The sequence below is a fragment of the Rhizobium sp. AN68 genome, from assembly GCF_030758035.1.
In the GTDB taxonomy this organism is placed as follows: domain Bacteria; phylum Pseudomonadota; class Alphaproteobacteria; order Rhizobiales; family Rhizobiaceae; genus Agrobacterium; species Agrobacterium tumefaciens.
The window spans coordinates 1,147,101-1,159,874 of the sequence record NZ_JARWMI010000003.1; the positions used below are offsets into that span (position 1 = coordinate 1,147,101).

Sequence of the window (12,774 nt, forward strand, 5' to 3'; positions counted from 1 at the left end):
TAGGGGATTATGGATTCGTTTTTCTGGAGCTACGTCTGGCCCGCGCTGATCATGGTCGGCCAGTCCCTGCTGCTTCTCGTTTGCCTTCTGGTGGCCATCGCCTTCCTTCTGCTTGCCGACCGTAAGGTCTGGGCAGCCGTGCAGTTGCGCCGTGGTCCCAACGTCGTCGGCCCCTTTGGTCTGTTCCAGTCCTTCGCCGACCTTTTGAAATTCATACTGAAGGAACCCGTCATTCCGGCGGGCGCCAACAAGGCGGTCTTCCTTCTGGCGCCGCTGGTTGCCGTAACGCTGGCGCTCGCCACCTACGCGGTCATCCCCTTCGCCGATGGCTGGGTCGTTGCCAATATCAATGTCGGCATTCTCTACATTTTCGCGATTTCCTCGCTTGAAGTGTACGGCATCATCATGGGCGGCTGGGCTTCGAACTCGAAGTACCCGTTCCTCGGCGCGCTTCGTTCGGCGGCGCAGATGGTGTCATACGAAGTGTCTATTGGCCTCGTCATCGTCACCGTGCTTCTGTGCGTCGGCTCGCTCAACCTCACGGATATCGTTCTGGCGCAGCGCACCGGCCTCGGCACGATGATCGGTCTGCCGGCCTCGTTCCTCGACTGGCACTGGCTGTCGCTGTTCCCGATGTTCATCGTGTTCTTCATCTCGGGTCTTGCCGAAACCAACCGTCCGCCCTTCGACCTTCCGGAAGCGGAATCGGAACTGGTGGCCGGTCACATGGTCGAATATGGCTCGACGCCTTACATGATGTTCATGCTCGGCGAATATGCTGCGATCGTCCTGATCTGCTGCCTGACGACGATCCTGTTCCTTGGTGGCTGGCTGCCGATCGTGGATGTGTGGTTCCTGAACTGGATTCCGGGCATTGTCTGGTTCGCGCTCAAGGGCTGCATGGTTTTCTTCATGATCGCTCTGGTGAAGGCCTTCGTTCCGCGTTACCGCTATGACCAGCTCATGCGCCTTGGCTGGAAGGTGTTCCTGCCGCTGTCGCTCGCCATGGTCGTTATTGTTGCATTCGTATTGAAGCTGACGGGGTGGGCCGGTTGATGTCCGTACTCCTCGCTCAGAAATCTGGAGTTTGAGATGGCCAGCCTTTCCCAAGCCGTCAATTCACTGTTCCTCAAGGAGTTCGTCGGTGCGATCTTCCTGACGATGCGCCACTTCTTCAAGCAGAAGGCCACGGTGAATTATCCTTTCGAAAAGGGCCCGGTGTCTCCGCGCTTCCGCGGCGAGCATGCACTGCGCCGTTATCCGAACGGTGAAGAGCGCTGCATTGCCTGCAAGCTGTGTGAGGCGATCTGTCCCGCTCAGGCGATCACCATCGAAGCCGGTCCGCGTCGCAATGACGGCACCCGCCGCACGGTGCGTTACGACATCGACATGGTGAAGTGCATCTATTGCGGTTTCTGCCAGGAAGCCTGCCCGGTGGATGCCATCGTCGAAGGCCCGAACTTCGAATTCGCGACGGAAACCCGCGAGGAGCTTTATTTCGACAAGCAAAGGCTTCTCGACAATGGCGACCGCTGGGAGCGTGAAATTGCGCGCAACCTCGCACTGGATGCGCCTTACCGTTAAGGCGCAACCGTCTTTCCGGGGGAGACCCCGGGAAGCGAAGAAAGAGTAAAAGAGCCTGCACGGTTATCGCCGGCAGGGACGAAACGGGTAGAGCGCGCGATTGCGCGGTCTTTGCCCGGATGAGGACAAGAAGGCACCAACATGGGTCTGCACGCTGTATTCTTTTATATATTCGCTTTCGTCGCCGTGGCGTCTGCGTTCATGGTCATCGCATCGAAGAACCCTGTTCATTCGGTGCTGTTTCTGATTTTGACCTTCTTCAACGCAGCCGCGCTGTTCCTGCTGACGGGGGCCGAATTCCTCGCCATGATCCTGCTCGTCGTTTATGTCGGTGCGGTGGCGGTTCTCTTCCTCTTCGTCGTCATGATGCTGGATGTGGATTTTGCGGAGCTGCGCTCCGGCGTGCTGCAATATGCGCCGATCGGTGCGCTGATCGGTATCATCCTCGCGGCTGAGCTGATCGTCGTGGTCGGTGGCAGCGTGCTCAACCCGCAGGCGGCCAAATCGATTACCATGCCGATCCCGTCACCGGCCGTGCGCACCAATACGGCCGCACTGGGCGACGTGCTCTATACCAATTACGTCTACTTCTTCCAGCTTGCCGGTCTCGTACTGCTGGTGGCCATGATCGGCGCCATCGTGCTGACGCTGCGTCACCGCACCGACATCAAGCGGCAGAACATATCCACGCAGGTCGGCCGTGACCCGAAGACCGCCGTCACCACGGTCAAGGTCAAGCCGGGCCAGGGCATCTGAAGGCGCGAACGGATCCAAGGAAACAGAATATGGAAATCGGTCTTTCCCACTACCTGACGGTCAGCGCGATCCTCTTCACGATCGGCATCTTCGGTATCTTCCTCAACCGGAAGAACGTCATCGTCATCCTCATGTCGATCGAGCTCATCCTGTTGGCGGTCAACATCAACATGGTGGCGTTCTCGGCTTTCCTGAACGACATCGTCGGCCAGGTCTTCGCACTGTTCATTCTGACCGTCGCAGCCGCCGAAGCGGCCATCGGTCTTGCAATACTCGTTGTCTTCTACCGCAACCGCGGATCGATCGCTGTCGAAGACGTCAATATGATGAAGGGCTGATAAGGCTATGATCTACAAGGCTATCGTCTTTCTTCCCCTGATCGGCTTCCTGATTGCCGGCCTGTTTGGCCGGTCGATCGGCGCCAAGGCTTCGGAATATGTCACCACCGGTCTGATGATCGTGGTCGCCGTCCTGTCGTGGATCGTCTTCTTCTCCGTCGCGCTTGCCCATGGCGAGTCGGGCGAGGTGATCAAGGTCACCGTGCTGCGCTGGATCCAGTCCGGCGGCATCGACGTTGAATGGGCGTTCCGCATCGATACGCTGACGGCCGTCATGTTCGTCGTCGTCAACACCGTCTCGACGCTGGTGCACCTCTATTCGATCGGATACATGCACCACGATCCGCATCGTCCGCGCTTCTTTGCCTATCTTTCGCTGTTCACCTTCGCCATGCTGATGCTGGTGACCTCCGACAACCTGCTGCAGATGTTCTTCGGCTGGGAAGGCGTTGGTCTGGCGTCGTACCTGCTGATCGGTTTCTGGTTCAAGAAGCCTTCGGCGTCTGCTGCAGCCATGAAGGCGTTCATCGTCAACCGTGTTGGCGACTTCGGCTTCATTCTCGGCATATCAGGCGTCTTCGTGCTGTTCGGCTCGATCAATTTCGAGACCATTTTCGCTGCCGCCAGCACCTATCTGCCGGCTGAAGGTGCAGCTTCCACCGAAACCGTCATCAACCTGTTCGGCATGCAGCTGGACAAGGTCAATGCGATGACGGGCGTCTGCCTGCTGCTCTTCATGGGCGCCATGGGTAAGTCGGCGCAGTTCCTGCTGCACACCTGGCTGCCGGACGCGATGGAAGGCCCGACCCCTGTGTCCGCCCTCATTCACGCCGCAACAATGGTCACCGCCGGTGTCTTCCTGGTTGCCCGCATGTCGCCGCTGTTCGAATTGTCGCATGATGCGCTCACCGTCGTGACGCTGGTCGGCGCCATCACCGCCTTCTTCGCAGCGACCGTCGGTCTCGTGCAGAACGATATCAAGCGCGTGATTGCCTATTCGACCTGCTCGCAGCTCGGTTACATGTTCGTGGCCCTTGGCGTCGGCGCTTATGGCGCGGCCGTGTTCCACCTCTTCACGCATGCCTTCTTCAAGGCGCTGCTGTTCTTGTGCGCCGGTTCGGTTATCCATGCCGTCGATGGCGAGCAGGACATGCGTTACATGGGCGGCCTGCGCAAGCATATCCCCATCACCTTCTGGACGATGACCGTCGGCACGCTGGCGCTGACAGGTGTAGGCATTCCGGGCACGATGATCGGCTTTGCCGGCTTCTTCTCGAAGGACGTGATCATCGAATCCGCTTATGCGTCCCATTCGGTGCTGTCAGGTTTCGCCTTCACGCTGCTGGTCATCGCCGCGCTGTTCACCAGCTTCTATTCCTGGCGTCTGGCGTTCATGACCTTCTTCGGAAAGCCGCGCGCTTCGGCTGACGTGATGCACCATGTGCATGAATCGCCGATGGTCATGCTGATCCCGCTCTTCATTCTCACAGTCGGCGCGATTTTCGCCGGTGTTGTCTTCGAAGGTTATTTCTTCGGCCATGAATATGCCGAGTTCTGGAAGGGTGCTCTCTTCACGCTTCCGGAAAATGAAATCCTTGACGAGTTCCACCATGTTCCGCTGTGGGTCAAGTGGAGCCCGTTCTTCGCCATGACGCTTGGTTTTGTCACCGCATGGTACATGTATATCAAGTCGCCGGAGACGCCGAAGCGTCTGGCAGCGACCCATCGCGGCCTCTATCAGTTCCTCTTGAACAAGTGGTATTTCGACGAGCTTTATGACTTCCTCTTCGTGCGTTCCGCAAAGGCGCTTGGCCGCTTCCTGTGGAAGAAGGGCGACGTGGCCGTCATCGACCACTATGGACCGAACGGCATTGCAGCGCGTGTGGTTGACGTGACCAACCGCATGGTCCGCCTGCAATCCGGTTACCTTTATCACTATGCCTTTGCGATGCTGATCGGCATCGCGGCGCTTGTCACCTGGATGATGCTCGGGAGTGCGTTTTGATGACCGATTGGCCAATTCTTTCAACGGTCACCTTTCTGCCGCTCATCGGCGTGGTGCTCTTGCTGCTGACCAATGAGAACGGCCCTTACGGTCGCCGCAACATTCTCAACGTCTCGCTGCTGACGACCGTTTTCACCTTCCTGGTTTCGCTGTTCGTCTGGATCGGTTTCGATAATTCGAACCCCGGTTTCCAGATGGTGGAAAAACACGCATGGTTCGGCAACATCGCCGCCTATCATCTGGGCGTCGACGGCATCTCCATGCTGTTCGTCATCCTCACCACCTTCCTCATGCCTTTCTGCGTGCTGGCAAGCTGGCAGTCGGTTGAAAAGCGCATCAAGGAATACATGATCGCCTTCCTGCTTCTGGAAGTCGTCATGATCGGCGTCTTCGTGGCGCTGGATACCGTTCTTTTCTACGTCTTCTTCGAAGCAACGCTGATCCCGATGTTCATCATCATCGGTGTCTGGGGCGGCAAGGATCGCGTCTACGCATCCTACAAGTTCTTCCTCTACACGCTGCTTGGCTCGGTTCTGACCATGCTCGCCATCATGGCGATGTACTGGCAGTCCGGCACAACAGACATGACCGAACTTCTGAAATACGGCTTCCCCGCTGGCATGCAGACCTGGCTGTGGCTTGCCTGTTTCGCCGCTTTCTCGGTCAAGATGCCGATGTGGCCGGTACACACCTGGCTGCCGGATGCCCACGTGCAGGCGCCGACCGCAGGTTCCGTCATTCTGGCAGGCGTCATGCTGAAGCTTGGCGGTTACGGTTTCATCCGTTTCTCGCTGTCGATGTTCCCCTTGGCGTCCGACTATTTCGCACCCTTCGTCTTCACGCTGTCGGTTCTCGCCATCATCTACACCTCGCTGGTGGCGATGATGCAAGACGACATCAAGAAGCTGATCGCCTATTCCTCCGTTGCCCACATGGGTTACGTGACCATGGGCATCTTCGCGGCCAATGTGCAGGGCGTGCAGGGCGCAATCTTCCAGATGCTGTCGCACGGCATCGTGTCGGGCGCGCTCTTCCTCTGCGTCGGCGTCGTTTACGATCGGCTGCATACCCGTGAGATCTCGGCCTATGGCGGTCTCGTGAACAACATGCCGAAATATGCCGTCGCCTTCATGATCTTCACCATGGCCAATGTCGGTTTGCCCGGCACCTCCGGCTTCGTCGGTGAATTCCTGACGCTGATCGGCGTATTCCGCGCCAACACGCTGGTCGCGCTGTTTGCGGCAACCGGCGTCATCCTCTCGGCCGCTTACGCGCTGTGGCTTTACCGCCGCGTGATTTTCGGTGCGCTTGAGAAGGAAAGCCTGAAATCGATGCTCGATCTGTCAACCCGCGAAAAGGTCATCCTTTATCCGCTGGTTGCGCTGACGATCTTCTTCGGCGTCTATCCGGCTCCGGTTTTCGATGCGACAGCCGCTTCGGTCGATCTTCTGGTAAACAACTATACGGCTGCATTGCAGGCGGCGCAAAATGTTGCGCTTTCTATGAATTGACGACAGGACCCGTTGGACATGACCGCTGAAATTCTTTTTGCCAGTCTGCACATCGCGACGCCCGAGCTGATCCTTGCGGTCGGCGCGCTGGCGCTGCTCATGATTGGCGTCTTCTCGGGCGACAAGTCGACAACGACGGTTACGGGCCTCTCCGTGGCCCTGCTGCTCGTCGTCGGTCTCTGGATCGTCTTTGCGCCCGCTTCGGGTGTGGCTTTCGGCGGCGTTTACGTCGCCGATGCCTTCGGCAACTTCATGAAGGTGCTGGCGCTGATCGGCTCGATCACCGCCATGATCCTTTCTGTCGGCCAGAGCCGTTTCGAGCCGGTCGGCCGGTTCGAATATCCGGTGCTTCTGGTTCTGGCGACGCTCGGCATCCTGCTGATGATTTCGGCCAACAACCTGATCTCGCTCTATATGGCGCTGGAGCTGCAGTCGCTTGCGCTCTACGTCGTCTGCGCCATCAACCGGGAAAGCCTTCGCTCCACCGAAGCGGGCCTGAAATATTTCGTTCTCGGTGCGCTCTCCTCGGGCATGCTGCTTTACGGCATGTCGCTGGTTTACGGCTTTACCGGCAATACCGGCTTTACCGAAATCGCCCAGGTTCTGACGGCAGAGACCCGTTCGCTCGGCCTCGTCTTCGGTCTGGTTTTTGTTCTCGCCGGTCTGGCATTCAAGATTTCCGCCGTGCCGTTCCACATGTGGACGCCGGATGTTTATGAGGGTGCGCCGACACCGGTCACGGCCTTCCTGTCTGCCGCTCCCAAGATCGGCGCCATGGCGATCTTCGTTCGCATCGTTGTTGACGCTTTCCAGCCGGTCTTTGCCGACTGGCAGCAGATCGTCGTCTTCATCTCCATCGCTTCCATGCTGCTCGGCTCGTTCGCGGCAATCGGCCAGAAGAACATCAAGCGCCTGATGGCCTATTCTTCCATCGGTCACATGGGTTACGCGCTGGTTGGTCTTGCGGCGGGCACCGAGGCCGGTATCTCGGGCGTCATTCTCTACATGACCATCTACATGGTCATGACGCTCGGCACCTTCGCCTGCATTCTCTCCATGCGTCGCAAGGAAATCGGCAATGTCGAAAATGTCGAGGATCTGGCCGGGCTTTCGTCCACCAACCCCTTCATGGCAGTTGTTCTGACGATCCTGATGTTCTCGCTTGCCGGCATTCCGCCGCTCGCCGGATTCTTCGGCAAGTACTACGTCTTCCTTGCTGCCATCGAAGCCAAACTCTATCCGCTTGCCGTTATCGGTGTGATCGGTTCGGTTGTCGGTGCGTATTATTATATCCGCGTCGTCAAGGTCATGTGGTTCGATGAAGCCAAGGGCAGCTTCGAGCGTCCGGCTGGCGAACTGAAAATCGTTTATGCGCTCTCTGGACTGTTCGTCGTCGCCTTCATCGTCTTCGGTGGTGCGCTCGGCAATGCAGTCACGGTTGCGGCAAAGACGTTCTTTTGAGCAATACGCACAAGCATACGGGCCGGATGTCCATCGATGACTTCCGGCACGAGGCGATGGCGGACACGCCATCGACCAACATAGAATGTTTCGCCCGCGCAAGGGCAGGCGATGGCGGCAATCTGTGGATCACCGCCATCCGCCAGACTGGCGGACGCGGTCGTCGCGGCCGGCCTTGGGTGTCTGAACCAGGCAATCTCTACGCTTCGCTTCTTCTCATCGATCCCGCGCCAATGGACCGCATCGGTTCATTGCCGCTTGCCTTTGCGCTCGCCGTCTACCGCGCCATTCGCGCTGTGCTGCCGACGGGTGGCGAACCGCTAGAGATAAAATGGCCGAATGACCTGCTGATCGGGCGCCGGAAGACCTGCGGCATTCTGATGGAAGCCGAACTTCTGCCGGATGGACGCCGCGCCATCGTCATCGGCATCGGCATCAATATCGCCCACAAGCCTGAAAATCCGCTTTATCCCGTCACCATGCTGTCCGAACACGGGGCGTCGTGCTCCCCCGACGAGCTGTTCGCGCATCTCTTCCGCGAGACAGCGGATGTGCTGCAAAGCTGGGATGAGGGCAGGGGCGTTTCCGGTGTCATGGCCGGATGGCGGGCGGCTGCCTGCGGTATCGGCGAACATATCACCGTCAATTTTCCGGATCGCTCGATCGGCGGGCGTTTCGTTGGAATTGATGATAATGGTTATCTGCTGCTGGATGAGGATGAGGGCACAAGGCGCTCCATCGCCGCCGGCGACGTGTTTTTTGGATGAGGTGGACGGCGTGTCTTCAAGGACCCACGCCGAACCTCTTCCCACAGGTTGGAGCTTTCCTGCTGCTCATGAAAAGCAGGGTGACAGACCGGCTCCGCATCGGCCCGGTCGATCATGATGTTTCATGTCCGATGCTGTTAAACGGGCGGCTGGGCGCGGCATATTGCCGTCGCCAGCGCGCTCTCGTGAGTGGATAAGAAGAACAATGACTAAACAGGACGAACTGGTATTTCTGCCGCTTGGCGGCGTCGGTGAAATCGGCATGAATCTGGCGCTGTACGGCTACGGTCCGGAAAGCAAGCGCCAATGGATCATGGTGGATTGCGGCGTTACCTTTGCCGGTCTCGATCTGCCTGGTGTCGATCTGGTTCTGCCCGATATCAGCTATATCGCCGAGCAGAAGAAGAACCTCAAAGGCATCATCATCACCCACGCCCATGAGGATCACTACGGCGCGCTGAACGATCTGTGGCCGGGCCTCAACGTACCCGTCTATGCCTCGGGTTTCACCGCCGGCATGCTGGAGGCAAAGCGCGCCTATGAGGGCAGCCGTGCCGAAATTCCAATCACCCCGTTCAAGGCGGGTGATCGCATCAATGTCGGCCCGTTCGAAATCGAGGCCGTCGGTGTCAACCATTCGATCCCCGAGCCGATGTCGCTGGTCATCCGCACGCCGCTTGGCAATGTCATCCACACGGGCGACTGGAAGATTGACGAGGCGCCGTCTCTCGGTCCGTTGACGGATGAGGCGCGTTTCCGCGCCATCGGCGAGGAGGGCGTGCTGGCGTTGATGTGCGACAGCACCAACTCGCTGCGTGACGGCGTATCGCCTTCGGAGCACGAAGTGTCTGAGGGGCTGCGCCAGATCATTGAAAATGCCGAGGGTCGCGTGGCCATCACCACCTTCTCCTCCAATGTCGGCCGTATCCGCTCCATCGCGCAGGCTGCGGAAGCTGCCGGACGCGAAGTGCTGCTGCTCGGCTCGTCGCTGAAGCGCGTCGTCAACGTTTCGCAGGATCTCGGCATCATGGAAGGTATCAAGCCGTTCCTGGCTGAAGACGAATACGGCTATATTCCGCGCAACAAGGTGGTCGTCATTCTCACCGGTTCGCAGGGCGAGCCGCGGGCAGCCCTTGCCAAGCTTTCGCGCGATGAGATGCGTAATGTAGCGCTGGCTGCCGGTGATACGGTAGTATTTTCCTCGCGCGCCATTCCCGGCAACGAAAAGGCGATCATCGAGATCAAGAACGGCCTGATAGAGCAGGGCATCCATATCGTTACCGACAATGAGGCTTTGGTGCATGTCTCCGGCCATCCCCGCCGTAACGAACTTCTGAGGATGTACGAATGGACCAAGCCGCAAATCCTGGTGCCGGTGCATGGCGAGGCGGCGCATCTGGTGGCGCAGAAGGAACTGGCTGAACAGGCCGGCATTTCTCAGGTGCCGAAGGTTCGTAACGGCAACATTCTGCGTCTGGCGCCTGGTCCTGCGGAAGTCATCAACGACGCACCGCACGGCCGCGTCTTCAAGGACGGCAACCTCATCGGTGACCTCGACGAGATGGGGATCAGCAATCGTCGCAAGCTTTCCTTCGCCGGCCATGTCTCCGTCAATGTGCTGCTGGACAGCCGCTACGACTTCCTCGGAGATCCCGATGTCGTACCTTTCGGCCTGCCGGAATTCGATGATGAGGGCGAGGACATGGAAGATACGCTCTATGACGCCGTACTCGGCGCCGTGGAAAGCATCCCTCGGGCCCGCCGCAAGGATCTTGCGCTGCTGCGCGAGTCAGTGCGCCGCGCCGTACGCGCCGCTGCCAATCAGGCATGGGGCAAGAAGCCGATCGTGACGGTTTTCGTCACCAAGGTCTGAACCGGAAAATCCCGGGTTTTCAAACCGTCACGCCCCGTCATGTCCGGGCCATCTCGGACATGACGCAATCGCCGTCCGCGATCGTTCCTTCTCCTCTCTTGCAGCTTTTTATACATCTTGCAGGGAAGTGATTCCGGTTCGCGGATGAATGCGTTACAAGGGGCGCATCACGCAGGAGGACGTCATGCCGCTTCTTTCGGTCTTCGCCATTTATTTCATCGTCTGGTGGACGGTGCTTTTCGTTGTGCTGCCGATTGGCCTTCGCACTCAGGAGGAAGACGGCGATGTGGCGATTGGCACGGTTGCAAGCGCCCCGTCAAGGTTCAGGGGCGGGCGCATCGTGTTGTGGACAACGCTGATATCGGCTTTGATCTGCGGGCTCTGGTACGGCGTAACCTGGTGGTTCGGCGTCAGCATGGACGACCTTCCGAGAATTATCCCGGTTTTCGACTGAAGCACTTCACCCACGCGCCAGGATTAAGCGCGCCGTAGATTTGCAGCGTGGTGGGCTTCGTGATGCGATTTAAGGCAACATAAGCTGTGCTGCCGTTTTATGAACGGTCGCTACAAGATGCGCCAGTGCTGTCACATGGATGTCATATCAGTCGTGCACACACCATGAGAGTGTCTGGCGGGCAATTCGCTGTCACAATTTTACCGAAATAACCATTCGGGGTTGTGAACTTCGCCGGAATCAAAAAAAAAACAAGGCATTTCAGCCTTGTTTTTCAGGTTTCGCGTGATCTGTAACCGTTACCGGGGCAGCGACAAGCGCGCCTAAGATCGAATCCTCCCAAGACTGACCGCGAAAACGGCAAGAATTTAGACTTCCTGCCTCTTTTGTGAGCTAAAGTTAGCCCAATCACCCATGCTTGTCATCTCATTTTTTGCATATTTGTTACAGTCGGCAAAAAATTCCCTGTGGTGCAATTTGTCGCACCGGATCAAGAATAATATTCCGGCCAAAGCGTTTTGACGCGAATTAGCTATCGCGAAAATGCCACGAAATCGCCTGGGCAGGTCTTTGCATGGCGGGTTTTCTTCTTGGTCAGAAACAGCTATGTACGGCGCCAATATCCCTCTATTCGGGGCGATTCCCGCGCCTTTGCGTGTTGTTGCCCATACCAATGGAAGTCGTCATGCGTCTCAGCCGTTATTTCATGCCCATCCTGAAGGAAAACCCCAAGGAAGCGGAGATTGTCTCCCATCGCCTCATGCTGCGTGCGGGCATGATCCGGCAGCAATCGGCTGGCATCTATTCCTGGCTACCGCTCGGCAAGCGCGTTCTGGACAAGGTCAACAGGATCATCCGCGAGGAGCAGGATCGCTCGGGCGCGATCGAGCTTCTGATGCCGACGCTGCAGACGGCTGAGCTGTGGCAGGAGAGCGGCCGTTATGACGATTACGGCAAGGAAATGCTGCGCATCAAGGACCGTCAGGACCGCCAGATGCTGTATGGCCCCACTAACGAGGAGATGATCACTGACATCTTCCGGTCCTATGTGAAATCCTACAAGAACCTGCCGCTGAACCTCTATCATATTCAGCTGAAGTTCCGCGACGAGGTGCGCCCCCGTTTCGGAACCATGCGCTCGCGCGAGTTTCTTATGAAGGATGCCTATTCCTTCGATCTGACCAAGGAAGACGCGATCCACTCCTATAACAAGATGTTCGTGGCTTACCTGCGCACATTCGAACGGCTTGGCCTGCGCGCCATTCCCATGCGTGCCGATACCGGCCCGATTGGCGGCAATCACAGCCACGAATTCATCATTCTGGCCGATACTGGCGAGATCCGAAGTCTTCTGCCACAAGAGCTTCCTCGACCGCGCCATCCCCGCCGATGATACCAACTTCGACGATGTCGCAGCCCTTCAGGGCGTTTTCGACGAATGGACGGCCGACTATGCCGCCACCTCGGAAATGCACGACGAAGCTGCTTATGACGCCATTCCCGATGGCCAGCGCCTTTCCGCGCGCGGCATCGAAGTCGGCCACATCTTCTATTTCGGCACCAAATATTCCGAGCCGATGGGCGCCAAGGTGCAGGGTGCTGATGGCAAGGAACACCCCGTTCACATGGGGTCCTACGGCATTGGCCCGACACGCCTTGTTCCCGCCATCATTGAAGCATCGCATGACGAGAACGGAATCATCTGGCCGGCTTCGGTCGCTCCTTTCGATGTCGTGATTATCAACATGAAGGCAGGTGACGCAGCCTGTGATGCGGCGTGCGAAAAGCTGTATTACTCGCTCTCCAATGCCGGCAAGGATGTTCTTTATGACGATACGGACGACCGCGCGGGCCAGAAGTTCGCGACTGCTGACCTGATCGGCGTGCCGATGCAGATCATCGTCGGCCCACGTTCGGCAGCGAACGGTGAAGTCGAGGTGAAGGATCGCAAGACCGGCGACCGTGAAACCGTCACAATCGAAGCGGCAATGAACAGGGTGCTTGGCTAAGCGCGAAATGGTGAAA

10 protein-coding genes and 1 pseudogene are annotated in these 12,774 nt (G+C 58.1%); all 11 read left to right on the forward strand.

Annotated features, from left to right (window positions below):
- Positions 1–9: 9 nt before the first annotated feature.
- The gene (gene nuoH, locus RBH71_RS18675; RefSeq protein WP_003512677.1) at positions 10–1,056 is read left to right on the forward strand and encodes an NADH-quinone oxidoreductase subunit NuoH; all 1,047 of its coding nucleotides are present in this window, start codon (positions 10–12) and stop codon (positions 1,054–1,056) included.
- 36 nt (positions 1,057–1,092) lie between these two features.
- Positions 1,093–1,584: an NADH-quinone oxidoreductase subunit NuoI gene (nuoI, locus tag RBH71_RS18680; RefSeq protein WP_003512679.1), complete on the forward strand. Its 492-nt coding sequence runs from the start codon at positions 1,093–1,095 to the stop codon at positions 1,582–1,584.
- Between the two features lie 141 nt (positions 1,585–1,725).
- Entirely contained in the window at positions 1,726–2,340 is a 615-nt protein-coding gene (locus RBH71_RS18685; protein WP_003512680.1) for an NADH-quinone oxidoreductase subunit J, read from the forward strand.
- 29 nt (positions 2,341–2,369) lie between these two features.
- The gene (gene nuoK, locus RBH71_RS18690) at positions 2,370–2,678 is read left to right on the forward strand and encodes an NADH-quinone oxidoreductase subunit NuoK (protein ID WP_003496445.1); all 309 of its coding nucleotides are present in this window, start codon (positions 2,370–2,372) and stop codon (positions 2,676–2,678) included.
- 7 nt (positions 2,679–2,685) lie between these two features.
- Positions 2,686–4,683, forward strand: coding sequence for an NADH-quinone oxidoreductase subunit L (gene nuoL / locus RBH71_RS18695; protein ID WP_003512689.1), 1,998 nt, complete (start codon positions 2,686–2,688; stop codon positions 4,681–4,683).
- A complete protein-coding gene (locus tag RBH71_RS18700) occupies positions 4,683–6,194 on the forward strand; it encodes an NADH-quinone oxidoreductase subunit M (protein ID WP_003512690.1) in 1,512 nt (503 codons plus the stop codon). Before nuoL ends, RBH71_RS18700 begins: the two co-directional genes overlap by 1 nt.
- Positions 6,195–6,212: 18 nt before the next feature.
- Positions 6,213–7,655 (forward strand): NADH-quinone oxidoreductase subunit NuoN, encoded by a 1,443-nt coding sequence (gene nuoN, locus RBH71_RS18705; protein ID WP_003512691.1) that lies wholly within the window; start codon positions 6,213–6,215, stop codon positions 7,653–7,655.
- Between the two features lie 26 nt (positions 7,656–7,681).
- The gene (locus RBH71_RS18710; protein ID WP_035251761.1) at positions 7,682–8,422 is read left to right on the forward strand and encodes a biotin--[acetyl-CoA-carboxylase] ligase; all 741 of its coding nucleotides are present in this window, start codon (positions 7,682–7,684) and stop codon (positions 8,420–8,422) included.
- A 205-nt stretch (positions 8,423–8,627) separates the two neighbouring features.
- Complete coding sequence (locus RBH71_RS18715) at positions 8,628–10,295, forward strand: ribonuclease J (RefSeq protein ID WP_003512693.1); 1,668 nt, start codon at positions 8,628–8,630, stop codon at positions 10,293–10,295.
- A gap of 148 nt (positions 10,296–10,443) precedes the next feature.
- The gene (locus tag RBH71_RS18720) at positions 10,444–10,749 is read left to right on the forward strand and encodes a DUF1467 family protein (RefSeq protein ID WP_003512694.1); all 306 of its coding nucleotides are present in this window, start codon (positions 10,444–10,446) and stop codon (positions 10,747–10,749) included.
- Between the two features lie 685 nt (positions 10,750–11,434).
- Positions 11,435–12,758 (forward strand): annotated as a pseudogene (proS, locus tag RBH71_RS18725) (proline--tRNA ligase).
- Positions 12,759–12,774 lie beyond the last annotated feature (16 nt).

Excerpts from the sequence above, each read along its gene's own strand:
- nuoH (WP_003512677.1), top strand. The coding sequence starts at position 10 with ATGGATTCGTTTTTCTGGAGCTACGTCTGGCCCGCGCTGATCATGGTC.
- nuoI (WP_003512679.1), top strand. The coding sequence starts at position 1,093 with ATGGCCAGCCTTTCCCAAGCCGTCAATTCACTGTTCCTCAAGGAGTTC.
- RBH71_RS18685 (WP_003512680.1), top strand. The coding sequence starts at position 1,726 with ATGGGTCTGCACGCTGTATTCTTTTATATATTCGCTTTCGTCGCCGTG.
- nuoK (WP_003496445.1), top strand. The coding sequence starts at position 2,370 with ATGGAAATCGGTCTTTCCCACTACCTGACGGTCAGCGCGATCCTCTTC.
- nuoL (WP_003512689.1), top strand. The coding sequence starts at position 2,686 with ATGATCTACAAGGCTATCGTCTTTCTTCCCCTGATCGGCTTCCTGATT.
- RBH71_RS18700 (WP_003512690.1), top strand. The coding sequence starts at position 4,683 with ATGACCGATTGGCCAATTCTTTCAACGGTCACCTTTCTGCCGCTCATC.
- nuoN (WP_003512691.1), top strand. The coding sequence starts at position 6,213 with ATGACCGCTGAAATTCTTTTTGCCAGTCTGCACATCGCGACGCCCGAG.
- RBH71_RS18710 (WP_035251761.1), top strand. The coding sequence starts at position 7,682 with ATGTCCATCGATGACTTCCGGCACGAGGCGATGGCGGACACGCCATCG.
- RBH71_RS18715 (WP_003512693.1), top strand. The coding sequence starts at position 8,628 with ATGACTAAACAGGACGAACTGGTATTTCTGCCGCTTGGCGGCGTCGGT.
- RBH71_RS18720 (WP_003512694.1), top strand. The coding sequence starts at position 10,444 with ATGCGTTACAAGGGGCGCATCACGCAGGAGGACGTCATGCCGCTTCTT.